This window comes from Microvirga sp. GN3 (assembly GCF_055792825.1).
Map to the genome: position 1 here is coordinate 21,485 of NZ_JBVVAK010000024.1, position 25,769 is coordinate 47,253.

Genomic DNA, 25,769 nt, shown 5'->3' on the forward strand with positions numbered 1-25,769 from the left:
GATGCGCTGGACTCTGCGGATCAGTTTTCTGCTCTTTCTGGCCTGGGCCATCTTCATGGTCTCGCCCTTCGTCGCGCTCTACGATCTATCCAAGGCTGTCGAGGCGCGGGACATGGACCGGATCACCGAGCGGGTAAATTTCAACGCTCTTCACGTCTCCCTCGCCCGGCAGATCCTAGGCGAATACCTGAAGACGCAGGATCTCGATGGGCTCGACCGGCAGACCGCCGCACAGGCCGGAACTGCGACGCTCAACCCGGTCCTGGAAGAACTCATTACGCCGCAGGCCGTCATCGACCTTCTCGAGGACGGGCAGTTGCAGCAGATGGCCGGAGCCCAGAACGGCAACGGCGCTCTCTCTCCGATCCGTTTCGATGCTTCATCGCTCGGAAAAGCCTGGCGGACCTTCATCATGTCGGAGACGCAGGGCTTTCGCGCCATTACCATCCCGCTCCCAGCGGATGAACCCAAAGACAAGCAATTCAAGATTACTCTGCGCCTGAGAGGCACCACTTGGCGGGTAACCGGGATCGAGCTTCCCGAGCCAATCAAGGAAGAATTGATCAAGCGCGCAGCGGCCGCAGCAAAGTAAAACCATTATCGGCGAGCTTACTACCGGAACCTGAAGCATAACAAGAACGTTTCCAATCAGAATATCATCTGATTAAGGATCAAGTATGCGTAAATTTGCTTTAGGTATCGCCACGGCAAGCCTTTTGATTGCCCCTAAACTTGCCGCAGCGCAGGAGGGAACTGCTGCTGGTGTCGCAACCGGCGCAGTGACAGGTGCCATCATCGGCGGGCCTGTCGGTGCGGTGGTTGGCGCAGGCGTCGGCGGCATCGCGGGCGGACTTGCCGAGCAGAATGCAAAGATACAGACGACCCCGGAAGTTGTGGTCATCCCCGGTCCGGAAGCAACAGGTTCGATCCGGCAAAGAACCTGCACTATCGATGCTTACGGCAATCAGGCCTGCACGGATGTCGTGCGATAAATTCTGAACTACCGAGTATCGAAAAGCCCGCCTGTTCAATCAGGCGGGCTTTTCGATACTCGGTACGCAACAATCCCGGCACATCCTCGAACGCAGAACAGAGTACTCCAAACCGCCTCAGTGGACGAATAACCACCCAACCAAGGCAAGAGGAAACACGGTGCCAAGAATAAAACAGATGACTTGTGAGGTCATTCGATTTCCCTCCATGGCACAACAACCAGAAACATTAAAATACGTTCCGACGAATTACGACACGACGCAAACAGAGAGAAAGTCAATCCATGACGATGTAGCCTGAAATAACTGCGGTTTACATCGATCGCGCTCGCGAAGGGAACCGAGCCTCGCCCCCTCGATTGTCAGAACGAGGAAGGTGAGGTGTCAACGATGAAGGATCAGAGTCGTCCCGCGCGAAGTTTCATGGAGGATGCTGAATTCGTCCGCAAAACGCTCATCGTGCTCGGTCTGGGATTACTCGCCTTCCTGATTTGGAAGCTGTCGGACGTGCTTCTCCTGGCTTTCGGGGCTGTGCTGGTCGCCATTCTCCTGCGCGCCGCGTCAGATGCGCTCGTGCGGTTTCTATGGGTGCCCGAGCGTTGGAGCCTGGCGGTCGCAACCCTCCTCATCTTCATGGTGTTCCTCGCCATCATCACGCTCTTCGGAGCCCAGGTTCGTTCCCAATTCTCCAACGTGGTCGAACAACTTCCCTTCGCCGTCGACAATTTCGCCAAGCAGCTTGGACTCGGCGCGGTGAGTGACGACCTTTCAGAGATCGTGAACAACGCACCGGCCGGTGGAATGGCAGCCCGTCTCGCAGGCATCGGGGGTGCTATTCTCGATGGGCTTGCGGACTTCGCCCTGGTGGTAATCGCAGGCATCTACATTGCCGCGGCACCGGACCTCTATCGGGAAGGGTTCGTCAAGCTGTTCCCCATACGCCACCATCCACAGGTCGAAAGTTCGCTGCAGGCCTCCGGCCAGGCCTTGAGGTTGTGGCTGACGTCGCAATTGATCGCCATGGCTTGCGTTGCGGTGCTATCGGCCATTGCCTTCCGGCTGATCGGCCTGCCTTCGGCTATTGCCCTCGGCCTCATTGCGGGACTTGCGGACTTCATCCCCTTCCTCGGCCCGATCTTGGGAGCCCTTCCCGCCGTCATGATCGCCTTCAGCATGAGCGGAGAGACGGCACTCTGGACCGTACTCGCGGTCATCGCCATCCAGCAGCTCGAAGGGAATGTCATCTTCCCTCTGATCGCGAGACGGGTGATCAGCATTCCTCCCGCCCTGGCGCTGTTCGCAATCCTGATCGGCAGCGTCCTATTCGGGGCCCTCGGACTGATCTTCGGCTTCCCCCTCGCCGTCGTCACCTATGTGCTGGTGAAAAAGCTGTACGTTCGGGAGACTCTGGGGGAGCAAACGGACGTCCCGGGCGAGCCCGGCAATGACGATCACCGCGAGGTCGGCTCATAACGGTGGTGTTAGCCCGGGAGGAAGTCTTCCATTCCGCTCAACAGCCCTAAAGACTTAAGCGGATTTAAGCCTGTCGCAAACCAACCCGAAATCCCAACAACATGCGCACTTGAGGGCGAGGGCGCGTGCCTTACACTATGATTAAGCTCCTGCGCGGCGCACTGAGGCCATGCGCGCTGTATTGCCGGTCAAATCATTCAGGCCTTGAGCGCTTTTGTATTCGGGGATTGGCGATCGAAATTGTGGTCGTACGGGATCGACAGGAAAAACAGGGAGGCTGCCATGAAGGCGTACACGCTTGGTTTGATGGTGCTGTTCGGAAGCCTTGCGAGCTTTCCCGCCACGGCCCAAGAGCCTCCTCGGTTCAATGTTGAGGCGACCTGCAAGGCGGCTCAGCCCCTCACTGCCGAGGACACGAACCCGTATGAAAGCTGCATGAGGGACGAGACGGCCGCGGAACGTCAGCTTCGCGAAATCTGGAGCAGTGCAGCAGCGGGTCAGCGCGATATCTGCGGACAGGAGGCGCAGATCGGCGGGACGCCGAGTTATGTCGACATGCTCACCTGCCTGCAGATCGCCCAGGGAACGACGCCGACGGCGGTGTCGCGCCGCCGGAAGCCCGCCCAATAGCGACGTGAGGCGAATCCATTTGATCCGCTCACGATCGGCATCGTGAGCAACCGTCGTCAGACCTGCGGTTTTGGGACGGGATTCGAGTGGCGCGGCTTCGGTGCCTCAACCAGACGGAAATGCACCGGAGGCGATTTCCAATCGGGTGGCAGCTGGAGAGGAACGGTGCATGTGGTCAGCAGACTCCGTCCCTCGCCGTTCCGGACCTCGAACACGTAGCCGGGCCGCGCCATCCGTGCGCAGTTTTGCCACTGGTCGAAATCGATCCAATCACTCATCGACGCGTCCCCAAGAGCTCCTATCAAAGATAGAAGTCAGTGGTCGCCAGCGTGGAGATGCCTGGGATGTTGATGCGAAAATCCGCAGTCCTATCGCCGTTCACATCTCCGGAGAGCACGCTGCCTGTGAAGTTCAGCTGCCCGGCCTGACCCGTAAAGGCCTTGTTGCCGATGAACGAGAAAGCCTGATCTCCGCCGGCTGCGGTACTGGCATCAATGGTGCGCAGATCGATGCGATCCACGCCCCGCACGAAGTCCTGAATCGTATCGCGCGCGCTCGAAAGAGAATCCTTGACGGAGTTGAAATCGAAGATGTCCACCCCGGCGCCTCCGGAGAGCGTATCGGCCCCAATATTGCCATCCAGGGAATCGCCTCCTCCGAGCCCGTACAATTTGTCCGAACCGGCACCTCCTTTGAGCAGGTTGATGCCATCGTTGCCGGTCAATGAATCGTTGCCGGACCCACCCACCGCGTTCTCGATGAGCGAGCGCGCATCGCCCTGATAGAGCAAGGCATTGGCGATGTTACCGACAGCAACCTTTGAGCCGTCCCAATGCAGTTTCGCAAGCTGAGTGGTGGACGTCTTGCTCCATTCTCCGGGACGGAGATCGACCTTGAGATTGGTCGAATAATTGGAGAGGTCGTAAGTATCGTTCCCGCCGCCGTCCCAGATGGTCAGAAAGACCTTGTTGCCACCCGGTGTGCCTTGGCTGACGCCGTTGATGGCCATTGCGCCGGTTGCCGCGTTCCATGAATAAGTCGAGTTGCCGCTATTCGTCGTGTAGTTCGCGCCATACATGTGCTGCACGGCCGCGATATCGTACATCATCAGCGACTGCGCATAGCCCCAGGTTTCGTTCGTGTAGCCCGCGGTCGTCGAGCCTCCGACATAGGAGCGATAGCTCATGACCGTATACTCCAGCGAGTCCCGGTCCTGCGGCATGGCGTTGCCTTCATGAGCATGCTCAAGCCCAAGCGCGTGCCCGATCTCGTGCAGGAAGACCTGATAAGCGTAATTGCCCTTCACGGGGTTGGTGAAATAGCCATTGGAGCTGTTGAACCAGACATCTCCGCCTTCAGCGGCGGTGTTGGGGAGATACGCCCAGGCTGATCCGGTCTTGTCCGACATGGCCAAGCGCAGATCGGCGTGCTGCGTCGAGGTTTCACCGACTTCCGTAAAGGTCAGATTCGCGACCGACGCATATGTCTTCAAAGCATTGCGGGCGGTCGTCTGCTGAGCTGCACTAAGGCTCCCGAAATTCGTAATATTCTCCGCTGTGCCGTATGAATTTCCGTAATATGATCCGCTCGTAGGAAAGCTGTAGGTTACGCTGTTAGTTGCCCATTTATATCCGCCAAGAACCCCATCGATATACGCATTTCCAGTCAGGCCATAAGTAGCAATAGCAGGCATAAAACCATCCTGTTCGGAAATTATTCTGAAGAATACGGGATCAGAACTGCTGCAGGACCAACAAGGTTTGCCTTTGAACGTGAGGCTGGCAATTACCCCAAAAGAGGTATTTTTCAGCTTTGCTATTCGCTTTTTCCCCAGCCACGCTTGGGTTGCACGGGCGTTCGCCGCGTTCTCTCCTAGGAGAGAGGAGGCCGCGTCAGATGATCGGGATGGTCAAATCTGCGACGCTTTGCCCTTTAATTTGCTCCCCGACACCGTTGAGACGCTCTTTGCTCGACAGGCGCTTCACTCGGTCAGGGCCCCAGCCTGTCGTGCGGGCGAACTGCGTAAGCGCCGCGGACAAGGCTTGACTCATCCGGCCACGATCGCCGGCGAGCAAGGCTCATGCTCAATTGCCTGAGTTACGTTCGCGCGTCCTCAGACGCCGTGTCTTCCATCGGCCAGTCGGTGATGCGCTCCAGGAGCTCGGCGACCGTAAAGTCCTCCTCCGGTCCAGCCACCCGATCCCGGACGGAAATTCCGGCTGCATGGACCGTCTCCGGATCGCCCGAGACAAGCGGGTGCCACCAATAGAGATCGTGCCCCTCGGCCAGGAGACGGTAGGCGCAGGTATGGGGCAGCCAGGAGAGGCTGCGCACGGCATCGGGAGTCAGGCGCACGCAATCGGCCACCTTCGATTGGCGGTTCGGGTAATCGCGACAGCGGCAGGTCTGGTCGTCGAGGAGAGTGCAGCCCACATCCGTGTACATCACCTCGGCCGTATCCTCGTCCTCCAGCTTGACGAGGCAGCAGCGCCCGCAGCCGTCGCACAGGCTCTCCCATTCGTCGAGGCTCATGGCTTCGAGCGACTTCACGCGCCAGAAGGGTTGCCCCTCCGGCTCGGGGCGGATGACAGGTGCGGCATTTGGCATGTGGGCGCTTTGACGTCTCTTTGAGGCGGTTTGAGGGAAGGTGCTAAACCGCACATTGGGCAGCCTAATACTTCCGAAGAGGTAAATCTCCGTGAACCTACAAACAAGGTTCTGAGTTATATATATCGTCATCGCCACGCTTCGGCGTTGCCGCAAGGGAATTCAACGATCATAAGCAAGGCATGTCAGGCCCCAGACCTGCCCGAGGACCGCCGTGAGCCAGCAGCCCCCCATCCCTCTGATGACGCGGATCAAGCGCGGCGCGCTTTGGTTCGATGCCTGGCTCAATTCGGCGCTGTTCCAGAGCCGGCGCGGCCTCGCCAGCGCTGGAGGATGGTATTCGGAAAAGCTGAAAGCCTTACGGTTTCGCGGCCCCGTTCGTGGACTTCTCGATCTGACCAGCGAGGCGACGACCCTGGGCACCGTCGGTGGCGTCGTGATGCTGGCCCTTGCCCTCCCCGCCTTCCGAGAGACGGAGGATGACTGGCTCAAGACCCAAGACCTCGCCATCACCTTTCTCGACCGCTACGGTCAGGAGGTCGGGCGGCGCGGTCTGCACCTCGACGATTCCTACAAGCTTGAGGATTTCCCCGATTATATGATCAAGGCCGCGCTGGCGACGGAAGACCGGCGCTTCTATGATCATTGGGGCATCGATCCGATCGGCACTTTCCGCGCCCTCATGGTCAACGCCCAAGGCGGTGGCGTGGTGCAGGGCGGCTCCTCCATCACTCAACAGCTCGCCAAGAACCTATTCCTGACCAATGAGCGCTCCCTGGAGCGCAAGATCAAGGAAGCCTTCCTGGCGGTCTGGCTCGAGTTCCATCTGACCAAGGACGAGATCCTCAAGCTCTATCTCGACCGCGCCTATATGGGCGGCGGCGCCCACGGCGTGGTGGCGGCGGCCGATTATTATTTCGGCAAGCCGGCCAAGGACCTGACCCTGGCGGAATCGGCCATGCTGGCCGGCCTGTTCAAGGCGCCGACGAAATACGCCCCGCATGTGAACCTGCCAGCGGCCCGCGCCCGGGCGAACGAGGTGCTGCGCAACATGGTCGAGGCCGGCTTCCTCACCGAGGGGCAGATCCAAACGGCCCGACGCAATCCGGCAACACCGGTCAACCGCGAGCGCGAGACGACCCCCGATTTCTACCTCGACTGGGCCTTCGAACAGGTGAAGGGTCTCGCCTCCCAGAAGAAGTTCGGCAGCGAACGGGTGCTCATCGTGAAGACCCCGCTCGACACCGCGCTGCAGCGGCACACGGAACAGACCCTCGAGAACATGCTCCGCCAGCACGGCCGCCAGTACAAGGCAGGCCAAGGTGCGATCGTGGTCATGGACGTGGACGGCGCCGTGCGCACCATCGTCGGAGGACGCGATTACGGACAGAGCCAGTTCAACCGTGCGACGGCCGGTCTGCGCCAGCCGGGCTCCTCCTTCAAGCCCTTCGTCTATGCGGCAGCCTTGACCACCAATCCGAAGCTGCGGCCTAACTCCACCGTCGTCGACCGGCCGATCTGCCTCGGCAATTGGTGCCCGCAGAACTACGGCCGTTCCTTCTCTGGCTCAATGCCACTGGTGTCGGCCCTTGCCCGCTCGATCAACTCCATTCCGGTCCAGATGTCCGTCGAGATCGGCAAGGGCAACGCCAAGGCAGGCCGTGCCGTGATCGTGGATACGGCCAAGCGCATGGGCCTCACCCACCCGCTCGCGGATTCGAGCTCGCTCCCCATCGGTGCCGCCGAGGTCACCCCCATCGACATGGCGGCGTCCTATGCGGTCTTCGCCAATGGCGGCAAGCGAGCCGATCCTTATGCCGCCTGGGAGGTCCGCAATTCCGCCGGCGACGTCATCTATCGCCATGACCGGGACACGCCGCCCAAGCAGGTGCTCGACACCCGCGTGGTGCAGGACATGAACTTCATGCTCAACAAGGTGGTCGAGGAAGGCACGGGCAAGCGCGCGGCTCTCGAAGGCATTCCGGTCGCGGGCAAGACCGGCACCACCAACGGCTACAAGGACGCCTGGTTCGTGGGCTATACCGGCAATCTCGTCGCCAGTGTCTGGTACGGCAACGACGATTCCTCACCCATGGACGACATGACCGGTGGCACGCTCCCCGCCATGACATGGCATGAGGTGATGAACCTCGCTCACCAGAACCTGGAGATCCGCCCGATTCCGGGAGCGAGCCCTGCCAATGCCTCCCGCGTGGCCTCCGCAAAGGGCCCGACGACGGATCAGGCTCAGGCGCCTACGCAAGCCTTCCTGGCGGGCACCCTCTCCCGCAAGTCCTATGAGGTCCTTGGCGGGATCGGGACCCTGTTCCAGTCGGTCGAACGCTCCGTGACGATGGGCAAGGTTTTAGAAACACTGCGCAACTCGGCTGCAGTGGATGGCCGCCGCCAGGTTGCAATGCCCTAACGAATGCAGACAGAGGCTCACTTGACGAACGCCCCTGCGGCCGCTTCCATGCGCGCGCCATCGACCCTGTTATCGCCCGTGACTGTCAGACGTGTCCCAACCGCCTTTCTCATCGTCTACGCGCTGCTGCTGGCGCTGGGACTGGGCCTGAGCTCGGCCTATTGGATCATGAACGGGAATCCGCCTTTCGGCAGCCTTCGTCTCGGCCCGTGGCAGGCCTGGCCGAAGCTCGGCTCGCCCGAGGCCGATCCTTACATGCGCGCGATCATCGCCCGGCGCAGCGACGTTCCGCTGGCTACCGGCGAAGGACTGGGCTTCACGGCGAGGACGGACAGCGAAGGCCGGCCGCTCGACTCCGCCTGCACGTACAACATCGGCGCGGTCGCACCTATCGCGCGCCTTTGGACGCTGACACTGTACGACCGCGACGGTCACTTGCCCGCCACCGACCTTGGACGTCGGAGCTTCACCTCGGCGGAAGTGCTCCGGGATTCGCAGGATCGTTTCACCATTGCCCTGTCGCGCAATCTGCAGCCGGGCAACTGGCTCCAGCTCCCGGCATCCGGACCCTTTACCTTGGTGCTGCGTCTTTACGATCCTCCAGGCGCTGCCGGAGCAAACCTTGAAGAGAGCGACTTTCCCCTCATCCAGCGCGTGGAGTGTGGAACATGAGAGGCTTCGGTCGTTTTCTGATCGCCACCCTCTGCGGCCTTGTGATCGCAGCGGGCGTTCATATCGTGGCGATCCTCGCGAGCCCTTACCTTGCCGAGCAGGATGCCTTCGCCAAGGTCCAGACCACGCTGACCGCCGACAAGGCGCAGATCATCAGCGCACCCGGCGGGGAGGACACCTGGCTGTCGAGTCCCGATCCGGCTATCGCTGTGGCGGCTTGCGCCTTCGATCTCCGCAACGGCCCCATGCGCATCGCGGCCCGGACGGGACCACTCCCGTTGTCCTTTTCGTTCCACAAGGAGTCGGGCGGCGTGTTCTTTGCTGTCACGGACCGCGCAGCGGTGCGCGGCGAACTCGAGATCGTCGCCATGACCGCCCGTCAGCTCGATGAGGCCCGCGCGGCGGAGGACGAGAACGATCCCTCCCGCGATGTCAGGATCGTCGCGCCCGAACAGCAGGGCTTCGTCATCGTGCGCGTGGCTGCTCCCACACCGAGCCTCCGGCCACAGGCGGAAGAGGCCGCAAGGGCCGTGTCCTGCACGGCCGAGCAGGACGCATAACGACCATGCACTGGCGCTCCATGACGCCCGAAGATCTGCCTCAGGTGCAGGGTCTCGCGGATACGATCCATGTCAATCACCCGGAAGACTTTGAGGTTCTGGCCGAACGGCAGCACCTCTATCCGCCGGGCTGCTTCCTGCTGGTCGGGGACGGGCAGACGATCGGCTATGCGCTCACCCATCCCTGGTGCCTGGGAGAGCCGCCGCCTCTGAACGAGCCGTTAGGGCAACTCCCTGACGACGCCACGACCTATTACATCCATGACGTTGCCCTGCTGCCGGCAGCACGGGGAAAAGGGGCTGCGGCCCGGATCGCGGACATGCTGATCGCGCATGCGCGCGAGGCGGGTTTCAGCAATCTGTCGCTCGTCGCCGTCAACAGATCTCAGGCATTCTGGGAGAAGGTCGGCTTTCGCGTGCTGGCCATACCGGGCCTGGAGGCGAAGCTCGCGGGCTACGGGCCGGATGCCGTGCTCATGATGCACGATCTGGCAAGCCCGATACGTGACGCCTAACAGCGTCTCATCGTCATGAAAATCACTATTGAATTACGAGCGTCGACGTCCAGGACTGTTGGAGGCCAGTGGACGGGAAGGACCTGGATTGGGAGAAGGCCTCTCATAGCGAACGCCGGTGAAGAGCAGGATCTCGCCCCTGGGTTCATCTGCGGACAAGAGCGGGCGCTGTGGCCGCTCCGTGCTATCCGGGAATGCGATCACCACTCCCGGTGATCTGGTCCAGATGTCTCGCATTGTGCCCTCCTCTATCGTGCCGCGGACTGCCTCGACGACTGTCTCACAAAAGGAGACGTATGGTTAACAGTTCGTTTCCGCCGGGCTCTGCACTGGAGAAAATTACTTACCCTGGCATGAAAACAACAATCGCTGTCGCGCTTCTGTTCCCCGGCGGAGCGCTTAAAATCCAAGGCGTTCACGCTCGTTAAAGATGCGCTAAGGAGCGGCCCCTAGCCTTCGTCCGGTTGCGTTGAAGCGAGTTCGAATATGGCGTCCTCTGTAAGTCCGGACCTCTGGTTGGACCTGTCGGGTTTCGGATCATCGGACGGCGGTCCCGATGCGCGCGCAGCTCTCCTGAAAGTGAATGCTGAAATGTTCGTCGCCGCCCCGGCGCGCGACCGTGAGAGCATCGAAACCTTCGAGGCTCTCGTTCTGGGCTTCCTGCCGAACACCCACCCTGCGACTCTGCTCGACCTCGCCCGCATCCTGGCTCCCTGTCCGGACACGCCGGCTTCCATTCTCGATTACCTGGTGCGGCATTCATCCGATGTGCGCGACCTCGTACTCGACCACCCGACACAGCGGCCTCTGCCGGATACCAGACAGCTTGCGATACCCGACGGGCGGCTGCGCCTCGCATCACAGCCGGATCTCGATGCGACGACGATTCAGAAGCTGCTGGCGCTGAGGGAGAGCGCAGTCGAAGATGCGCTTGCGGCCAATCCAGCCTTTGCTCCCGACACCGCACTTTTCGCGGATCTGCTATGGCGGGCACGCCGGCGCCCAGCCCTCGCACGCATTCTTCTCGAACGCGCCGATCTTCCGACCGCCGGTCAGGCCTCTCTTTATCTCGCAGCCAATGTCGAGCGCCGCGAAGCGATCGGAGACCGTGTCGCAACATCCCTCGCAAGCCGGCGTGTGAGTCTGTCCTTCAATCTGACCGAGCAGGATCTTACAGACCTCCGAGCTGCAGGTCTCAAAGGCGATGACCGTCGGTTGGAAGCTATCCTGACTACTCTCTTCGGTTTCCCACCATCGGTGGAATGGCGCATTCTCGAAATCGGACGCCATCGCCTTCTCGCTCTGGCCCTGAAAGCTCTGGGCGTGACGCAGAAGGATGCGCTCAAGATCTTTCTGACCCTGCATCCTGCGCTGTCGTACCCACTTTCCGTCATCAAGGAATTGGCGCGGGAAATGCGAGATGTCCCAAGCCCGGTCGCCCTTGCTCTCGTCGAGACCATTCTGGGCGTGAAGACTCTCTCAGGTGAAGCCCTCGCATAGATTGTAGCCCAATCGCTGGGCGCCCTCACCTTAAGAGCCATCGGCAGGGCGGATGCCGGCTCAACAGGATTTCTGCTAAATTCGGCATCTTCGCAGTTTGCCTGGAGGGCCGGATGTTCCTGCAGACGATCAAGGAAGAGCAAGCAACCGGTCGGGTGGCCGAAATTTACGAGAGGCAAAAAGCGCAACTCGGTTTCGTCATGGAAGCCGCCAAGTGCTTCACGGCCCGGCCCGATCTGCTGCCGATCTATACCGATTTCTCCGACAAAGTCCGCGCCAGCTTCTCGCTCGGCCTGCGGGAATGGCGTCTGATCACGCTGATCGCAGCAAAGCACATTCCCTCGACTTATTGCTCCCACGTCTACAGCAAGCAGCTCATCGAGGATCTCGGCTCGAAGGAGGCTGTGCTCGCCGTCCAGCGGGATTTTCGGAAAGCCGGCCTGTCGGACAAGGATGTTGAGATGCTGGCCTATGCAGAGACAATCGCGCAGGACGCATCGCGGATCGCCCAAGCCGATATCGACCGCCTGCGTTCGGTCGGGTTTTCCGATCAACAGATCTGCGACATCGCCCTCTGCGCCGCCTTCCGCTGCTTCGTCAGCCGCTTCTTCGACGCGACGGGCGCGGGCACCGAGGCCGCCTTCATCGACGACGATGTGGAATTTCGAAGCACCATGACGGTCGGCCGCCCCGTCTAGCGCATCGTGCGGACCCAGAGGGCCGCGTCAGCGACCCGAAGGGCCACGCCAGTGAAAAGTGGTCCCGGTTTTTCCGCGCTCAACGATGCGCCAGGCAGAGGGAGGGAGCAAAGCCGCCCATCCTCCAGACAGGCGATCCCCGGCTTGAGCCAAGCTTGCAAGCCGCTTCGGCTCTCAATCCCTCAGCGCGAACTTAAATGATGATAAACATTTATTCTTGCATTTAAATTATGATCATCATATATACGCATCCCGACCTTCCTTGACGGAGAGGACCGATGCGCGTCAGCCGGGAGCAGGCGGATAAGAACCGTGATCATGTCATCGATGTCGCCAGCCGCCTCTTCAGGGAGCGGGGCTTCGACGGTATTGGCATTACCGATCTGATGAAGGAATCCGGCCTCACCCACGGCGGGTTCTACGGGCAGTTCAAGTCGAAGGATGACCTGAAGGTCCAGGCGAGCCGCCGCGCCCTGTCCAGAAGCAAGGACAGATGGGCCGAAGTCCTAGCCGAGACACCGAACGACAAGCTTGGCGCTCTCGCCCGCCTCTACCTGACGGATACTCATCGGGACCGGCGCGGCGAAGGTTGCGCGCTTGCGGCCCTTGGCGGAGACGCTCCGCGATCCTCTCCCGAGCTTCAGTCCGCCTTTAGGGAGGGCATCGAGGGATATCTAGAGCTTCTCGACAGTATCGTGCCTGCATCGTCCGGCGAAACCCGGCGCAAGAAGTCGATCGTGGCTCTGTCAACCTTGGTCGGAGCCCTCGTCCTGTCACGTGCAGTCGGGGATGAAGCGCTCTCGCAGAAGATCCTGTCGGCCGCTGCCGACGAAATCGCGGCCAAATCGGAATAGGCGGCTCAGCGGACGATCCGTCCCCGCACATCCTGCAGGAGAATACTTGTGTCCATCATCGAGACATTATCGACCAGCGTGGCGGAGCCCGCGGCAGAGCGCAAATTGACGGCCGGACGTCTGGTCCTGCTAGCAGGATTGGCCGCCATTGGCGCGCTCTCCACCAACATCATTCTTCCTTCCTTTCCATCGATCAGCGCAGCGCTGAACGTTCCAGCGCGCGATCTCGGCCTGACGCTCTCGAGCTTCTTCATCGCCTTCGCCATCGGACAGCTGTTCGTCGGCCCGTTGTCCGACCGCTACGGGCGGCGATGGTTCGTGCTCGGAGGTCTGACGATCTTCATAATCGGCAGCGCGATCTGTGGCGGAGCTGAAAGCTTCCCGATGCTGATTGTCGGACGCATCGTTCAGGCGCTCGGTGTCTGCGCGGCATCCGTTCTCTCCCGTGCCATCGCGCGCGACCTCTTCGATGGCGAAGCCCTTGCGAAGGCGCTGTCACTGACCATGGTGGCGATGGCAGCCGCACCGGGCTTTTCCCCTCTCATCGGCAGTGCACTCGATGCGCAGTTCGGCTGGCGTGCGGCCTTCATCGTGGTCGGTGCTCTCGGAGCCTTCCTCGCGGCTTATTATGCGCTTGGGGCAGGCGAGACGCACCCGGCTGATCGCCGCTCGGCAACCTCGCTCTCCGCCACGCTGCGTGCCTATGGCCAGCTTCTCGCAGACGTCCGATTTATTCTGCCGGCGCTTGCCGTCAGCCTCATCATCGGCGGACTCTATGCATTCTTTGCCGCGGCACCTGCCATTCTTATGCTGAACCTCGGCCTCTCCGCGCTGCAGCTCGGTCTGTTCTTCGCCACAACGGTCTTCGTCGTGTTCGCCGGTGGGTTGCTGGCGCCGCGGCTTGCGCACAGATGGGGAGCGCGCTCCATTGCCATCATCGGCATCGTTCTGGCGGTGCTCGGCGGCAGCTTTCTGCTTGTCATGAGCGGAGCGCCGACCTTCTTCGGCTTCGCAGCGGCGATCGCGGTCTTCCTCCTCGGCATGGGGCTGGTCAATCCGCTCGGGACGGCGATCACGCTGCACCCGTTCGGACGGCAGGCCGGTTTGGCCTCCGCACTTCTTGGCTTCCTGCAAATGGCCTGCGCGGCCACCGGCACTGCCCTCACCACGGCTCTTCCGCTGTCGCCAGTCGGCGCACTGAGCATCATCCTCACCGGCGGCTCAGCCCTTGCCCTCATCGTGTTCCTCCCTAAGCGTGGAAAGGCTTAAACCATGCGCTATAAGCTCTTCGGTCAGCATACGGGTCTTCGTGTTTCAGAACTCGTTCTCGGCACCGGCAATTTCGGCACGCGCTGGGGTCATGGCACCGAGCCGGGTGAGGCCCGCCGCATCTTCAACGCCTATGCGGAGGCTGGCGGCAATTTCATCGATACGGCGGACAGCTATCAGTTCGGGCAGTCTGAGGAGATCCTGGGCGATCTGCTGCAAGGACGGCGCGATGATTTCGTCGTGGCGACGAAATTCACGCAGCGCGCCAATCCGAAGGACGGCATCCTCGTCACCGGCAACAGCCGCAAGGCGATGGTGTCCTCGGTGGAGGCGAGCCTCAAGCGTCTGAGAACCGATCACATCGATCTTTACTGGGTGCATTACTCGGACGGTGTCACACCGATCGAGGAGATCGTGCGTGGCTTCGACGATCTCGTGCGGGCGGGTAAGATTCTCTATGCGGGCCTCTCTGATTTCCCCGCCTGGCGCGTAGCGCGCGCCGCCACCATCGCGGAATTGCGCGGCAGCGTTCCCATCGCCGGGCTGCAGGTCGAGCACAGCCTTGTCGAGCGTACGACCGAGCAGGAACTCATCCCCGCCGGTCAGGCCCTCGGCCTCGGCATCGTCGCCTGGTCTCCCCTCGGCGGCGGCATGCTGACCGGCAAGTATCGGCAGGGAGAATCCGGCCGCGCGCAAGGCCTCGGCGGCAAGGTGTTCCAAGCAGAGAACTCTGCACAGCGCAGTGCGGTGCTCGACACGGTGATTACGGTCGCTGAAGAACTCGGCGTCACGCCAGGCGAGATCGCCATCGCGTGGGTCGCCGCCAAGGGCTCGCTCCCCATCATCGGACCGCGCACGACGGCGCAACTCGAAAGCAATCTCGCGGCAGCGAAGGTCAAGCTGTCTCCTGAGCAGATCACACGGCTCGACGATGTCAGCAGCCTCCCGCCGGTCTTCCCCTACTCGATGATCCATGAACCGGGAACACAGCAGCGCAGCACCGGCGGCAAGTTCGACCTGCTCGACCGTCCTACGGTTCCTGTCGCTTAATCTTCCACGGCGAGGTCGAGGAAGTGACGCCCTGTCCTGTCGTCGACCTCTACGAGCCAGAGATCCGGATCGAAGCGGAGCTCGCGCGCCATGCGCTCTTCCACATCGAGCGGCATCACAGCTTTCAGGATCGGCGAGAAGAGACGCTCGCCGCTCTCGTCGAGGAAGAGCTGAGGCGCAGGACCATAGAGGCTTGCCGTGCCGTCGAGCTGGTCCACTTTGACGAAAACGGCACCGGCTTCGGCGGCGCCACGCTTGCGCAAAGCCGCATCGACTCCCTCCACCGAGCAGCGGCGCAGATAGGCAGACACCCAGAAATCCGAGCGGAGGCGGGACACTACTGAACCGCGATACCGGATGCAGCGGAAAGCTCACGGGCTGTCCGCGCATTCAACTCGCCCGTGACGGGCAAGCGACGGTCCTGCTCGAAGCGCTCGATGGCCTGTCGCGTGCCGGAGCCCATCAAACCATCCACCTTCACGCTGTAGCCCAGCCGTGCAAGTGCACGCTGGCCTGCGAGGACGATATCGCCAGGGTCGGAACGGCCCACATTGGCGGGCGGCGTCGGCACGGGGCCGCCCATGCGGATCATGTCGGCGATGGGGTCGCGCGCAGCACTTCGCACTGGTGCAGGCGCTGGCGCAGCGGGGGGCGCCTGCGGGGCGCGGGCTGGCGGTGTCGCTGCAGGAGCAGGCTGCCCCCCATTGCGGATCATCTCCGCGATGGGGCTGCGCGCAGGCGCCTTGGGCGTAACGACAGTAGCGGCCGGCGCCGCCTCCGGAACGGGATGCGCGGCGGATTCGTGAGCAGCTGGCGCAGACGCCAATCCCTCCGCGGATTGCGCTCCCGGACGCATGGGCGGCAACGGCTGAAACGTGTCGCCCTCGACCTCGGGCGCTGGCTCCGGTGCTAACACGATCTCTCGCGTGTTGAAGAGCGGCGCCGGATGGTGGCTGCTTTGCAGCGCCAGCGCGTTCCAGGCGATCGCGCCGCCGCATCCGGTCAGGAACAGGGCGGCGAGGATCTGGCGCGGATGGCTGCAGACGAAGGCGGCCGCCCTCTCGCCGATGCCCGGCCTGCGCGGCAGCTTGGCGGCGCGCTTCTGCGCCGGCCGCGCCGGAGCCTTCCGGCGGACGACGGCGGGCAGGTCGAGATCGTCATCGGGATGATCGACAAAAGCTTCACGCAAGGGAGTCGTTTCCGTCTTCGAAGAATGATGTCGTTTTGGTCCGCGCGTCCTGCAAGACAAGACGGCAAGGCACCGTTTCTTGTCTTTCTCACGGCAAAGCCTGACAGAGCGGGTTTAAGCGAAACCTAATTGCTCTGGACCTCGCGGCGGAGAGAAGCCCGGAAGAGACGCGCACAAGGAGGAAGGGCAAGCAAATACGATAAATTGCCTATATTTTTCAATAGTTTGCGGCGCAATGGTCCTGGCAATGTTTTGTTCATCCTGTTTCCAGATTCCTCGCTCCCCTCCTACGCGGCACTGCCTGCCTACGTTATGGTGCTGCATCATTCCTCGTTTCAGGCAACCGGCCGCCTCATGTTTTCGATCCTCCGCTTCGTCCTTATCGTCGGCGCCATCTTCTACTACTCGCCGGTGCGCCAGCAGGGCGAGGGTATGGCTGCGATCGAGGCTTTCTTCACCCCGAAGAAGAGCGAACCGGCCGTTGCCGACCCCGCTCCCGCAGGAGACAAGCCCGGCCATCTCGAAACCGTGTGGAAGGCCCTTCCCGACAGCGCCAAGCAGGCCGTGGTCGACAAGATCCTCACCACCTCGGGCTTTCCCGTTGCCGGCACTACCAGGTCTACGGACACCTTGCGGCCCGAAGACCGCGAGCCTACTGCGTCCAAGCCTCGCACCTAGATTCGGCGCCTTCCATCGCCAAACGGCGCGGCGATGATTATATGACGGGCAGACAACACAGGTTTGCCATGCTGCCGACAATCGACGAAATCGTTTCCAACTTCGAACTGCTCGACGAGTGGGAGGAGCGGTATCGCTACGTCATCGAGCTCGGCCGGCTCATGGAGCCGTTGCCGGACGAGGCCTATAACGACGTCAACAAGGTCCAGGGCTGCGCCAGCCAGGTTTGGCTCCAGACCGATCTCGATTCCTCGAATGGTGAACCCGTACTGCATCTGCGCGGCGACAGCGACGCCCACATCGTCCGCGGCCTCGTCGCCCTCCTGATCTCGCTCTACAACGGCAAGACGCCCTCCGAAGCCCTTTCCACCGATGCCCTGGCCCTGTTCAAGGAACTCGGCCTGTCGGAGCATCTGACGCCGCAACGCTCGAACGGCGTCAGATCCATGGTCGAACGCATCCGCCGCGATGCGCAGTTGGCCGTGGCGACCTCTTAAACCCGCCCGCCCTCGATCACCACCGCCTGCCAGGCACGGATGCCGCGCGATGCGGCCGGGCCGCGGGCTGAAGCCTCGATGCCGTAATGCTCGGCCAACCGCGCCAGGGCAAGTCTCACCACGATTTTGGCTGAACGCGGCGGCCATTGCCGCTCACGTTCGATCTGCTCCAGGCCTTTTAAAAAGCCGCAGAGATCGAGGAGCAGGTCGCTGAAGTCGCCGCCGATGGCATCGAAGGCGTTGCGCAGGCGCTGGCGGGCGGCGACCATGCGGTCGGTCGCCTCGCCCGGCGAGACGGGTCCACCGCTTTTCGGCATGCCGTCCCAACGGGCCGTCACGCCCGGCATCAACCCGGCGAGCGTGATATCGGTCCGCAGACGCTCGCCTGCCTGATAGGACGCCTCGTCGATCATCGGCTCGCCATCACGCCCCCTACGACGGCGCAACCAGTCGAGCGGGCTCTCGTCCGTGTCCACGCGCACCCGCGTCGCTCCCACCTCCGTCTCGACAGTCGCGAGATTCGTCTCGCGATGCTGGTGAAAGAACGCCATGCCGGCATCAGGCGCCGACGCACGGCGCAGACGCGCTCCGCCTGCCTTCGTCAGCAGCAGGGTTTTCCGCCCGGAGGCGGCCTTCTCCCAATGGCCGAGATCCTGGCGCACGAGGGCCTCCGCCGCGGCATAGGCAAAGCGCCCTGCCCCCACGGAGATTCCCGACCGGCGCCTGTGGACAAGCACGCTTGCCGGGTCCGTCGGATCGACGATGACCCAGGTCTCCGGCTGCGCGAGCGCCGACAAGAGCCTTCGCGCCTCCCTGGGCAGGGAATCGCCCGTCACACGTCCGGCCGTCGCTCCCGGTTTGCCGCTTTCGTTCCGCCCCCGCCTCTTCGAATGGGTCTCGTTCGGAGCTGAAATCCTTGGTGCGGCAATACTTTGATGAACCGCATCGCCGTCGTCAATGTTCATGTTTTGTTCCTATAAATAAACTAAGGAAGGGTTACCCCTTCCAGTCTCGATAGTGGGGGCATATTCCTAGTTGTCAACGAAGATTCAAAACTGTTGATAAGAGCGAGGATAAGTCGGCCGGCAGGCGACCGCTCCCCACAAAGGCCGTAAAGGTCCTCCGCCTTTTCAGGCGGAGGACCGAGCTTGAATCAGGCGGCGGACGAGACTGCCAGTGATCCAGGCTCGGAGCCCTGCACAAAGGGAAAGCCTTCGTCAGCCCAACCCGTCATGCCGCCGAGCATGAGTTTGACCGGGCGGCCGAGCTGCGACAGCCTCAAGGCAGCGCGATCCGCGCCGTTGCAGTGCGGCCCAGCGCAATAGACCACCAACAGCGTGCTCTCGGGCCAAGTGGCCATGCGCTCCGCCGTCATCTCCCGATGCGGGAGAGTGAGCGCACCGGGCACATGGCTGCGCGCATAGGCGTTGGGACCGCGCACATCGAGGAGCACGAAATCGACGGGTCCGCCCGAAAGGGATTGGTGCACGTCGGCGCAATCCGTCTCGAACGATAGGCGACTTGCGAAATGCTCAGCGGCCCTGGACGGCGCGGCAGCAGGAATGGCGGCGACGGTACTCGTTGGCATGGCAACCTCCTTGTGAAAAAGCCGTCGCCAGATTTCCCGGAAGGCGTCATGGTGGAAAGTGGCGCTTCTGCCAACAGACGTAAACATCATGCCAAACCGCCTCGTCGTCGCCCTCGCCTATGACCGTTTGAGCACCTTCGAATTCGGCATCGCCGTCGAGATCTTTGGCCTGCCCCGGCCCGAGATGGGCCCGGATTGGTATCGCTTCGCGGTCTGCGCCATTGAGCCCGGTCCGTTGCGGGCCATCGGCGGCTTCCAGATCATGGCGGATGGCGGGCTCGAATTGCTGGATCAGGCAGACACTATCGTCATCCCCGGCTGGCGCGGGGCCCATAGTGAGCCTGTCCCCACAGTGCTGATCGAAGCTCTGAGGAAGGCTCACGATAGAGGCGCGCGCCTCATGTCCATCTGCTCCGGCGTCTTTGTACTTGCCGCGACAGGGCTTCTGTCTGGCAGGCGCGCGACCACGCACTGGCACCATGTCGAAAACCTTTCGACGATCTATCCTGACATCAAAGTAGAGCCAGATGTTCTCTATGTGGACGAAGGCAGGGTTCTGACTTCCGCTGGCAGCGCGGCGGGCATCGATCTCTGCCTGCATGTCGTGCGCGCGGATTTCGGACCCGAGATCGCCAACCGCCTCGCCCGCCGCCTCGTGGTGCCGCCCCATCGCGAGGGCGGCCAGGCGCAATTCATCGAGCGCCCCGTGCCGCCGGCCCGCGAGGGCCTCCGGTTTGCGCCCCTCTTCGACCATATGCGGGCGCGCCTTGGCGAGGAACAACCGGTCGCGGAGCTGGCTGCGGAAGCGGGGATGAGCGTGCGCACCTTCCTGCGCCGCTTCAAGGCGGCGACCGGCCAGCCGCCGGGGGAATGGCTGCTCAACGAGCGCCTGGTTCGCGCCCGGGAATTGCTGGAAACCACAGGCCATTCCATCGAGAGCATTGCGGATGCGACCGGCTTTGGCTCCGCGGCCACTCTTCGCCACCATTTCCGGGCGCGGCTCGGCACGAGCCCTGCCGCCTATCGGAGCCGGTTTGCTCAAGCGGCCGACAGGCGGGCATCAAAAAGCAAAAAGCCGCCCCTTGGGGCGGCTGATTTCAGCCTTGAAGGCTGACCTTAGCTGCTGCTGCGCGAGGAGCGGCGCTTACGGCGCTGCTGGCCGAGGCCCATTTCCTTGGCGAGCTCCGAGCGAGCCTTGGCGTAGTTGGGAGCCACCATCGGGTAATCGACGGGCAGAGCCCACTTCTCGCGGTACTGCTCGGGGGTCATGTTGTACTGCGTGCGCAGATGGCGCTTCAGCGACTTGAACTTCTTGCCGTCCTCGAGGCAGACGATGTAATCCGGCGTGACGGACTTCTTCACCGGGATTGCCGGCTTCGGCGCCTCAACAGGCGCTTCCACGGTGCCGCCCCCGACACGCAGAAGAGCCGAATGGACGTCGTTGATCAGGGTCGGCAGGTCGCCCGAAGGAACAGAATTGTTGCTGACGTAAGCCGAAACGATATCCGCAGCCAACTCAATGTAGTTCGAAGCAGCGATGTTGTCGCTCATTTTGATTTTCTTCCTTTCCGGCCCGTTCGAATGGCTCAAAAAAGCATTTCAACCTATATTTGAGCATTCTTGTCTGAAGCAATGCTTGCTTCTTCCTTGAGCCGCACCGTACTTGCACAGAAATCGTGCTCGCTCGTCCAAGTATGGCAAATTCAGCCGTATTGCAAGATGTGCAAAAGGAAAACTTTGGAAAACTTCGTATCAACTATCACTGTGCAATAAACCTACGTTGAACAGTTAATGCCTTCAGCCATAGGTTAAGGCTTTCATCACATAAATTTCATCATTCCGATCCGAAGAAGTAACTAGAAAGGCACCTGTTTTGGACGATTGAGGGCTTTTAAGCCCGACATGGACCTGCCGTGGGAAATCCCGGTTATCTGTGCATAATCCCCTTCTTGATGATTTGACCGGACGATTTCATGAATATTGAGCGCCTTCCCTTCCATCCCCAGCCAGCAACCCCCAGCGTTCCAACCAAACCGCATGCTGTCGAAATACATGGGATTCGGGTTCAAGACGATTACGCATGGTTGAAGGCGGAGAATTGGAAAGAGGTCCTCAAGGATCCGTCGGCCCTTGATCTCTCCATCCGCACCGTCCTGGAACAGGAGAATGCCTACGCAGCGGCAGCCTTCACCGGCACGGAGGAATTCCAAGCCCGGCTCGTGGCGGAGATGCGCGGGCGTATCAAGGAGGACGATTCCACCGTTCCGGAGCCGGATGGGCCCTTTGCCTATTTCACCCGTTACCGTGAAGGCGGTCAGCATCCCCTCGTCTGCAGACAGCCGCGCGACGGTGGGTCCGAGACCATCATGCTGGATGGAGACAAGGAGGCCGAGGGCCACCCCTTCTTCGATCTCGGCGGAGCGGATCATTCACCCGACCATCGTCTGATGGCCTGGGGCGCGGATATCAAGGGCTCGGAATACTTCACGATTCGCGTGCGAGATCTTGAGACCGGTACCGATCTTCCCGACGAGGTGCTTCAAACCTCCGGCGGCGCCGTATGGCTCAATGATTCCTCCGGCTTCTACTATGTCGAACTCGACGAGAACCACCGGCCTGTGCGTATCAAGCGCCACCTTCTCGGCTCAAGCCCTGAGCAGAACGAAGTGATCTACGAAGAAAAGGATCCCGGCTTCTTCGTCAAACTTGGTGTCACGCAATCGGAAGCCTTCGTCCTCATCGAGGCAAGCGATCACGAAACCTCCGAAATCTGGCTGCTCGACCGAGCCGATGCGTCGGCCAAGCCGCGCCTCGTCGAACCGCGCACACCGCAACTCAAGTATGACGTGGAGCATCACGGCGATAGCCTGATCATTCTCACCAATGCGGACGGCTCCGAAGACTTCAAGATCGTCACGGCTCCCGTCGCAACGCCTGGACGCACCCACTGGCAGGATCTCGTGCCCTATCGCGCCGGCACGATGATCCTCTCCGTCGTGGCGCTCGCCCGCTATCTCGTGCGCCTGGAGCGGGAGAATGCAAAGCCACGCATCGTCCTGAGAGAATTCTCGACGGGCCGTGAGGAAACGGTCGCGTTCGAAGAGGAAGCCTATTCGCTCGGCTTTTCGGCAGGCTATGAATTCGACACGGATGTCATCCGCTACCATTACTCGTCCATGACCACGCCGAGTGAGGTGATCGACTATGATCTGCGCACCGGTGAGCGCGTTCTCCGCAAACGGCAGGAAGTACCGAGCGGCCATAACCCGATCGACTACGTAACCCGCCGCCTGTTCGCCACGGCTCCCGATGGTGAGCAGGTTCCCATTTCGCTTGTCCATCGACGCGAGGTCGCGCTCGATGGATCGGCACCGTGCCTGCTTTACGGATACGGCTCCTACGGCATGTCCATGCCCGCGAGCTTTCGCACCGGAATCCTGTCTCTCGTCGACCGTGGCTTCGTCTATGCCATCGCGCATATCCGCGGCGGCACGGAAAAAGGCTGGCGCTGGTACATGGACGGCAAGCGCGAGAAAAAGACGAATACGTTCACGGACTTCATCGCCTGCGGGGAGGCGCTCATCAAGGCCGGCTACACGTCCCGCGGTCGCATCGTCGCTCATGGCGGCAGCGCGGGCGGCATGCTCATGGGAGCGGTGGCCAATATGGCGCCGGATCTCTTTGCCGGAATCATCGCCGAGGTGCCGTTCGTCGATGTGCTCAACACAATGCTGGACAGCGAATTGCCCCTCACCCCGCCCGAATGGCCCGAATGGGGCAATCCAGCCGCGGACGAGACGGCTTTCCACTCGATTTTGTCCTACTCGCCTTATGACAATGTGAAGCCACAGGCCTATCCGGCGATCCTGGCACTTGCCGGTCTCACCGATCCTCGCGTGACCTATTGGGAGCCGGCGAAATGGGTCGCCAGACTCAGGGCCACCATGACGGGCGGCGGGCCGATTCTGTTCAAACTCAACATGGAGGCCGGGCACGCCGGCGCTGCAGGCCGCTTCGATCGGCTGGAGGAGGTTGCCCTCGCCTACACGTTCGCCATCAAGTCGATCGGGGGCTTTCAGACTTGACGCGAAGCCCTATGTCCCGTTGTACCATATCCTGCCGCACAAGTTGAGGCGGCAATGAGACATCAGGGATTTTCGAGAGCACGCGTCGATGACGAAGAGGGGCCATTCAGAGACGGCCGCCGATGTTGCTTCCCACAGGGAAAGCGACAAACAGCTGCTTGCCGATCTGGAACGGCGCCTCCGTGAGACGAAGCAATCTCTTCGCCTGAGCAACGGCAAGTTGCGCATGGCGCTTGATATCGGCAGGCTCGGGGCATGGGAACGCAATCTCGAGACCGGGGAAATCACCGGCACGCCTGCCTTCAAGGCCAATTTCGGCCTTCCGCCAGAGACCACCCTTACCCAGGATGAATTCCAGAAGCTCGTTCATCCCGGCGATGTCGAGCGCATTAACCAGGCCATGGCCTTCGCGCTCAAGACGAAGACCGATTTCAATGTCGAGTATCGGGTCATCCGTCCGGACGGACGCATCGGGCGCGTTCTCGTGCGCGGCGGCGCGGTCTTCGAGGGCGACAAGCCCGTCCGTCTCATGGGCATCACCCAGGATGTGACGGCGCGGGAGAAGGCCAAGGAGGACATGCATTCGGCTCAGCGCCGCCAGGAGTTCCTCCTGAACCTGAACGACCACCTGCGCAGCCTGGATGATCCCGATGCGATCATGGAAACCACGGCAGAACATCTTGGACGCTTCTTGAAAGTGGACTGTGCTGGATATGGCGAGGTCGACGAGGAACGCGGCGTCATTCTGGTGGAGCGCGAATGGTCCAAGGGCGTCATTGGCAACGAGGGTCGCGCTTACCGTCTCTACGATTTCCTCCCGACCATGATGGCGGAACTCAAACAGGGGCATCCCATCTTCGTCGAGGACATCAGGAGCGATCCTAGGGCAGATAATCCGGCAGTTCAGACGGCCTATAGCACGATCAATGCCCGCGCGGCTCTTGCGGTCCCGCTCCTGAAGAACCAGCGGCTGACCGCCGTGCTCTACATGCATTCCGCCGAACCCCGGGCGTGGTTCGGAGACGAGTTATCCCTCGTGGAGGATGTGGCTGAGCGAACATGGACGGCCGTTGAAAAAGCACGCGCAGAAATCGAACTGCGCGAGACCGATGCCCGCTTCCGTCTCATCGCGGAATCGCTCCCGGCTCTGGTATGGATCCTCAACCCCAATATCGAGCTGCTCTACACGAATGAGCGCTGGGTGGCCTATTCGGGCCTGCCGCCCGAGGAGGCTCTGGGCCATAGCTGGATGCGAGTGATTCATCCCGCCGACATGACGAGGATGAGGGAAGAGCTGGTGCCTGTCGTCACCCATCAGACATCCTATACAAGCGAGGCGCGCTACCGATCGCATGAGGGTACCTATCGCTGGCACTTGATCCAGGGCGCTCCCATTCGTTCTCCAACCGGAGAGTTCAAGGGCTGGGTCGGCACCAGTGTCGACATCCACGATCTCAAGGAAACGGAAGAAGCCCTGCGCAAGAGCGAAGAGCAGCTCCGCATCGCCCTTCAGGCCGCCAAGATGGGTGATTGGAGTTGGGATGCTGCAACCAATCTCATCACTTTCTCAGACAGGGCGGCTGAAATCTTTGGCCTTCCTAACGGCTCGATCCTTCCAGCGGCAGATCTCCAGAAAAGAATGAATCCGGTTGATCTGAACCGCATGGAGGCCGCTATGGAGAAAGCGGTCGAGCATCAGGGACCCTATAGCGTCGAGTATCGCATCAAGTGTTTCGATGACGATGCGCAAATCTGGGTCGCTTCACAAGGGCAGACCACCTATGCGCAAGACGGCTCGTTAAGCGGAATTACTGGCGTTCTTCAGGACATTACCGACCGCAAGCTGGCCGAGCAGCGTCAGCATCTTCTGATCCGGGAACTGCATCACCGGGTCAAGAACACGCTCGCCACCGTCCAGGCCATCGTCGGATCTACCGCCCGCACCGCCTCGAGCATCGACGAGTTCTACCAGGGCTTCGTCGGCCGCATCGTCTCGCTCGCCCGCACCCATAACCTGCTCACCGAGGACCTGTGGCAGAAGGCCGACCTGGAGGAGCTCGTCCAGACCGAGCTCGGCCCCTACGAGGACGAGGCGCGCAACCGCATCACGATCGCAGGGCCGCCGCTCGAGCTGCCGTCGGAGGCGGCGGTGCCGATCGGCATGGCGATCCATGAGCTGACCACCAATGCGGCCAAGCACGGGGCGTTGTCGACCTTCGGCGGCCAGGTCGCGGTGCGCTGGGAGATCCTCGACCGGGAGCGTCCGCTGCTGCATTTCTCCTGGATCGAGAAAGGGGGGCCGCGGGTGAGCACGCCGACACGCCAGGGCTTCGGCACCCGCCTGCTTCAGCGCGTGCTGGCCACGCAGTTGCAGGCTAATGTGTCCATGGATTTCCAGAGTGAAGGCCTCCATTTTACCATGATCATGCCTATTCCCGGCGAGCCCCCGCTCTTCAACCCCGATCATTCCGTGAATTAACCTTCTGT

The 25,769-nt window shown here is 61.5% G+C and carries 25 protein-coding genes; 18 read left to right on the forward strand and 7 right to left on the reverse strand.

Annotated elements, in window-relative coordinates:
- Position 1: 1 nt before the first annotated feature.
- From ACS5Q1_RS13870 to ACS5Q1_RS13885, 4 genes are all read left to right on the forward strand, one after another.
- Positions 2-592, forward strand: a complete 591-nt coding sequence (locus ACS5Q1_RS13870) for a DUF2939 domain-containing protein (RefSeq protein WP_473098746.1) — start codon at positions 2-4, stop codon at positions 590-592.
- An 85-nt stretch (positions 593-677) separates the two neighbouring features.
- Complete coding sequence (locus ACS5Q1_RS13875) at positions 678-992, forward strand: glycine zipper domain-containing protein (RefSeq protein WP_473098747.1); 315 nt, start codon at positions 678-680, stop codon at positions 990-992.
- Between the two features lie 390 nt (positions 993-1,382).
- Positions 1,383-2,465: an AI-2E family transporter gene (locus tag ACS5Q1_RS13880; RefSeq protein WP_473098800.1), complete on the forward strand. Its 1,083-nt coding sequence runs from the start codon at positions 1,383-1,385 to the stop codon at positions 2,463-2,465.
- A gap of 282 nt (positions 2,466-2,747) precedes the next feature.
- Positions 2,748-3,095 carry a hypothetical protein gene (locus ACS5Q1_RS13885; RefSeq protein ID WP_203440439.1) on the forward strand — a complete coding sequence of 116 codons (348 nt, stop codon included), beginning with the start codon at positions 2,748-2,750 and terminating at the stop codon, positions 3,093-3,095.
- A 301-nt stretch (positions 3,096-3,396) separates the two neighbouring features.
- On the opposite strand, the gene ACS5Q1_RS13890 is transcribed toward ACS5Q1_RS13885, so the two are convergent.
- Together ACS5Q1_RS13890 and ACS5Q1_RS13895 are read right to left on the reverse strand one after the other, a co-directional pair.
- Positions 3,397-4,788, reverse strand: coding sequence for a M10 family metallopeptidase (locus ACS5Q1_RS13890; RefSeq protein WP_473098748.1), 1,392 nt, complete (start codon positions 4,786-4,788; stop codon positions 3,397-3,399).
- A 404-nt stretch (positions 4,789-5,192) separates the two neighbouring features.
- Complete coding sequence (locus ACS5Q1_RS13895; RefSeq protein WP_473098749.1) at positions 5,193-5,702, reverse strand: YcgN family cysteine cluster protein; 510 nt, start codon at positions 5,700-5,702, stop codon at positions 5,193-5,195.
- Positions 5,703-5,943: 241 nt separating this feature from the next.
- Between ACS5Q1_RS13895 and ACS5Q1_RS13900 the strand changes: the two genes are divergently transcribed.
- The 9 genes from ACS5Q1_RS13900 (at position 5,944) to ACS5Q1_RS13940 (ending at position 15,245) form a co-directional block, all read left to right on the forward strand.
- On the forward strand, positions 5,944-8,127 hold the full coding sequence (locus ACS5Q1_RS13900; protein WP_473098801.1) for a transglycosylase domain-containing protein: 2,184 nt from the start codon (positions 5,944-5,946) through the stop codon (positions 8,125-8,127).
- Positions 8,128-8,148: 21 nt separating this feature from the next.
- Positions 8,149-8,799: a DUF1214 domain-containing protein gene (locus ACS5Q1_RS13905; protein ID WP_473098750.1), complete on the forward strand. Its 651-nt coding sequence runs from the start codon at positions 8,149-8,151 to the stop codon at positions 8,797-8,799.
- Positions 8,796-9,359: a DUF1254 domain-containing protein gene (locus tag ACS5Q1_RS13910; protein WP_473098751.1), complete on the forward strand. Its 564-nt coding sequence runs from the start codon at positions 8,796-8,798 to the stop codon at positions 9,357-9,359. Before ACS5Q1_RS13905 ends, ACS5Q1_RS13910 begins: the two co-directional genes overlap by 4 nt.
- Positions 9,360-9,364: 5 nt before the next feature.
- Complete coding sequence (locus tag ACS5Q1_RS13915) at positions 9,365-9,874, forward strand: GNAT family N-acetyltransferase (RefSeq protein ID WP_473098752.1); 510 nt, start codon at positions 9,365-9,367, stop codon at positions 9,872-9,874.
- A 486-nt stretch (positions 9,875-10,360) separates the two neighbouring features.
- Complete coding sequence (locus ACS5Q1_RS13920; protein ID WP_473098753.1) at positions 10,361-11,374, forward strand: hypothetical protein; 1,014 nt, start codon at positions 10,361-10,363, stop codon at positions 11,372-11,374.
- A 113-nt stretch (positions 11,375-11,487) separates the two neighbouring features.
- Positions 11,488-12,072: a carboxymuconolactone decarboxylase family protein gene (locus ACS5Q1_RS13925; RefSeq protein ID WP_473098754.1), complete on the forward strand. Its 585-nt coding sequence runs from the start codon at positions 11,488-11,490 to the stop codon at positions 12,070-12,072.
- A 278-nt stretch (positions 12,073-12,350) separates the two neighbouring features.
- Positions 12,351-12,926 (forward strand): TetR/AcrR family transcriptional regulator, encoded by a 576-nt coding sequence (locus ACS5Q1_RS13930; RefSeq protein WP_473098755.1) that lies wholly within the window; start codon positions 12,351-12,353, stop codon positions 12,924-12,926.
- A 48-nt stretch (positions 12,927-12,974) separates the two neighbouring features.
- Positions 12,975-14,195 carry a multidrug effflux MFS transporter gene (locus tag ACS5Q1_RS13935; RefSeq protein WP_473098756.1) on the forward strand — a complete coding sequence of 407 codons (1,221 nt, stop codon included), beginning with the start codon at positions 12,975-12,977 and terminating at the stop codon, positions 14,193-14,195.
- Between the two features lie 3 nt (positions 14,196-14,198).
- Positions 14,199-15,245, forward strand: coding sequence for an aldo/keto reductase (locus tag ACS5Q1_RS13940; RefSeq protein WP_473098757.1), 1,047 nt, complete (start codon positions 14,199-14,201; stop codon positions 15,243-15,245).
- Here ACS5Q1_RS13940 and ACS5Q1_RS13945 read toward each other — a convergent pair.
- Positions 15,242-15,583 carry a DUF1491 family protein gene (locus ACS5Q1_RS13945; RefSeq protein ID WP_473098758.1) on the reverse strand — a complete coding sequence of 114 codons (342 nt, stop codon included), beginning with the start codon at positions 15,581-15,583 and terminating at the stop codon, positions 15,242-15,244. The two genes, ACS5Q1_RS13940 and ACS5Q1_RS13945, sit on opposite strands and share 4 nt — an antisense overlap.
- Positions 15,583-16,434, reverse strand: a complete 852-nt coding sequence (locus ACS5Q1_RS13950; RefSeq protein ID WP_473098759.1) for a peptidoglycan-binding domain-containing protein — start codon at positions 16,432-16,434, stop codon at positions 15,583-15,585. The genes ACS5Q1_RS13945 and ACS5Q1_RS13950 overlap by 1 nt, the downstream gene beginning before the upstream one ends.
- A 354-nt stretch (positions 16,435-16,788) precedes the next feature.
- Here ACS5Q1_RS13950 and ACS5Q1_RS13955 point away from each other — a divergent pair, with 354 nt between their 5' ends.
- Together ACS5Q1_RS13955 and ACS5Q1_RS13960 are read left to right on the forward strand one after the other, a co-directional pair.
- On the forward strand, positions 16,789-17,112 hold the full coding sequence (locus tag ACS5Q1_RS13955) for a hypothetical protein (protein WP_473098760.1): 324 nt from the start codon (positions 16,789-16,791) through the stop codon (positions 17,110-17,112).
- A 41-nt stretch (positions 17,113-17,153) separates the two neighbouring features.
- Positions 17,154-17,609, forward strand: coding sequence for a SufE family protein (locus tag ACS5Q1_RS13960; protein WP_473098761.1), 456 nt, complete (start codon positions 17,154-17,156; stop codon positions 17,607-17,609).
- Here the strand turns inward: ACS5Q1_RS13960 and ACS5Q1_RS13965 are convergent.
- Positions 17,606-18,574 carry a DUF6456 domain-containing protein gene (locus tag ACS5Q1_RS13965; RefSeq protein WP_473098762.1) on the reverse strand — a complete coding sequence of 323 codons (969 nt, stop codon included), beginning with the start codon at positions 18,572-18,574 and terminating at the stop codon, positions 17,606-17,608. The genes ACS5Q1_RS13960 and ACS5Q1_RS13965 overlap by 4 nt on opposite strands.
- 188 nt (positions 18,575-18,762) lie before the next feature.
- Positions 18,763-19,197 carry a rhodanese-like domain-containing protein gene (locus tag ACS5Q1_RS13970; RefSeq protein ID WP_473098763.1) on the reverse strand — a complete coding sequence of 145 codons (435 nt, stop codon included), beginning with the start codon at positions 19,195-19,197 and terminating at the stop codon, positions 18,763-18,765.
- Between the two features lie 88 nt (positions 19,198-19,285).
- Between ACS5Q1_RS13970 and ftrA the strand changes: the two genes are divergently transcribed.
- On the forward strand, positions 19,286-20,311 hold the full coding sequence (gene ftrA / locus ACS5Q1_RS13975) for a transcriptional regulator FtrA (RefSeq protein WP_473098764.1): 1,026 nt from the start codon (positions 19,286-19,288) through the stop codon (positions 20,309-20,311).
- A gap of 2 nt (positions 20,312-20,313) precedes the next feature.
- On the opposite strand, the gene ACS5Q1_RS13980 is transcribed toward ftrA, so the two are convergent.
- Complete coding sequence (locus tag ACS5Q1_RS13980; RefSeq protein ID WP_036352441.1) at positions 20,314-20,748, reverse strand: Ros/MucR family transcriptional regulator; 435 nt, start codon at positions 20,746-20,748, stop codon at positions 20,314-20,316.
- 422 nt (positions 20,749-21,170) lie between these two features.
- On the opposite strand from ACS5Q1_RS13980, the gene ACS5Q1_RS13985 reads away from it, so the two are divergent.
- Together ACS5Q1_RS13985 and ACS5Q1_RS13990 are read left to right on the forward strand one after the other, a co-directional pair.
- On the forward strand, positions 21,171-23,282 hold the full coding sequence (locus ACS5Q1_RS13985) for a S9 family peptidase (protein WP_473098765.1): 2,112 nt from the start codon (positions 21,171-21,173) through the stop codon (positions 23,280-23,282).
- Positions 23,283-23,370: 88 nt separating this feature from the next.
- Positions 23,371-25,761, forward strand: coding sequence for a PAS domain-containing protein (locus ACS5Q1_RS13990; protein WP_473098766.1), 2,391 nt, complete (start codon positions 23,371-23,373; stop codon positions 25,759-25,761).
- Positions 25,762-25,769: the final 8 nt, after the last annotated feature.

What these genes read in the sequence shown, in the direction of transcription:
- ACS5Q1_RS13890 (WP_473098748.1), bottom strand. Translation starts at nt 4,788, where the DNA reads ATGCCTGCTATTGCTACTTATGGCCTGACTGGAAATGCGTATATCGAT.
- ACS5Q1_RS13875 (WP_473098747.1), top strand. Translation starts at nt 678, where the DNA reads ATGCGTAAATTTGCTTTAGGTATCGCCACGGCAAGCCTTTTGATTGCC.
- ACS5Q1_RS13925 (WP_473098754.1), top strand. Translation starts at nt 11,488, where the DNA reads ATGTTCCTGCAGACGATCAAGGAAGAGCAAGCAACCGGTCGGGTGGCC.
- ACS5Q1_RS13880 (WP_473098800.1), top strand. Translation starts at nt 1,383, where the DNA reads ATGAAGGATCAGAGTCGTCCCGCGCGAAGTTTCATGGAGGATGCTGAA.
- ACS5Q1_RS13885 (WP_203440439.1), top strand. Translation starts at nt 2,748, where the DNA reads ATGAAGGCGTACACGCTTGGTTTGATGGTGCTGTTCGGAAGCCTTGCG.
- ACS5Q1_RS13985 (WP_473098765.1), top strand. Translation starts at nt 21,171, where the DNA reads ATGAATATTGAGCGCCTTCCCTTCCATCCCCAGCCAGCAACCCCCAGC.
- ACS5Q1_RS13980 (WP_036352441.1), bottom strand. Translation starts at nt 20,748, where the DNA reads ATGAGCGACAACATCGCTGCTTCGAACTACATTGAGTTGGCTGCGGAT.
- ACS5Q1_RS13955 (WP_473098760.1), top strand. Translation starts at nt 16,789, where the DNA reads ATGTTTTCGATCCTCCGCTTCGTCCTTATCGTCGGCGCCATCTTCTAC.
- ACS5Q1_RS13870 (WP_473098746.1), top strand. Translation starts at nt 2, where the DNA reads ATGCGCTGGACTCTGCGGATCAGTTTTCTGCTCTTTCTGGCCTGGGCC.
- ACS5Q1_RS13930 (WP_473098755.1), top strand. Translation starts at nt 12,351, where the DNA reads ATGCGCGTCAGCCGGGAGCAGGCGGATAAGAACCGTGATCATGTCATC.
- ACS5Q1_RS13920 (WP_473098753.1), top strand. Translation starts at nt 10,361, where the DNA reads ATGGCGTCCTCTGTAAGTCCGGACCTCTGGTTGGACCTGTCGGGTTTC.
- ACS5Q1_RS13970 (WP_473098763.1), bottom strand. Translation starts at nt 19,197, where the DNA reads ATGCCAACGAGTACCGTCGCCGCCATTCCTGCTGCCGCGCCGTCCAGG.
- ACS5Q1_RS13895 (WP_473098749.1), bottom strand. Translation starts at nt 5,702, where the DNA reads ATGCCAAATGCCGCACCTGTCATCCGCCCCGAGCCGGAGGGGCAACCC.
- ACS5Q1_RS13965 (WP_473098762.1), bottom strand. Translation starts at nt 18,574, where the DNA reads ATGAACATTGACGACGGCGATGCGGTTCATCAAAGTATTGCCGCACCA.
- ACS5Q1_RS13940 (WP_473098757.1), top strand. Translation starts at nt 14,199, where the DNA reads ATGCGCTATAAGCTCTTCGGTCAGCATACGGGTCTTCGTGTTTCAGAA.
- ACS5Q1_RS13910 (WP_473098751.1), top strand. Translation starts at nt 8,796, where the DNA reads ATGAGAGGCTTCGGTCGTTTTCTGATCGCCACCCTCTGCGGCCTTGTG.
- ACS5Q1_RS13900 (WP_473098801.1), top strand. Translation starts at nt 5,944, where the DNA reads ATGACGCGGATCAAGCGCGGCGCGCTTTGGTTCGATGCCTGGCTCAAT.
- ACS5Q1_RS13915 (WP_473098752.1), top strand. Translation starts at nt 9,365, where the DNA reads ATGCACTGGCGCTCCATGACGCCCGAAGATCTGCCTCAGGTGCAGGGT.
- ACS5Q1_RS13990 (WP_473098766.1), top strand. Translation starts at nt 23,371, where the DNA reads ATGACGAAGAGGGGCCATTCAGAGACGGCCGCCGATGTTGCTTCCCAC.
- ACS5Q1_RS13960 (WP_473098761.1), top strand. Translation starts at nt 17,154, where the DNA reads ATGACGGGCAGACAACACAGGTTTGCCATGCTGCCGACAATCGACGAA.
- ftrA (WP_473098764.1), top strand. Translation starts at nt 19,286, where the DNA reads ATGCCAAACCGCCTCGTCGTCGCCCTCGCCTATGACCGTTTGAGCACC.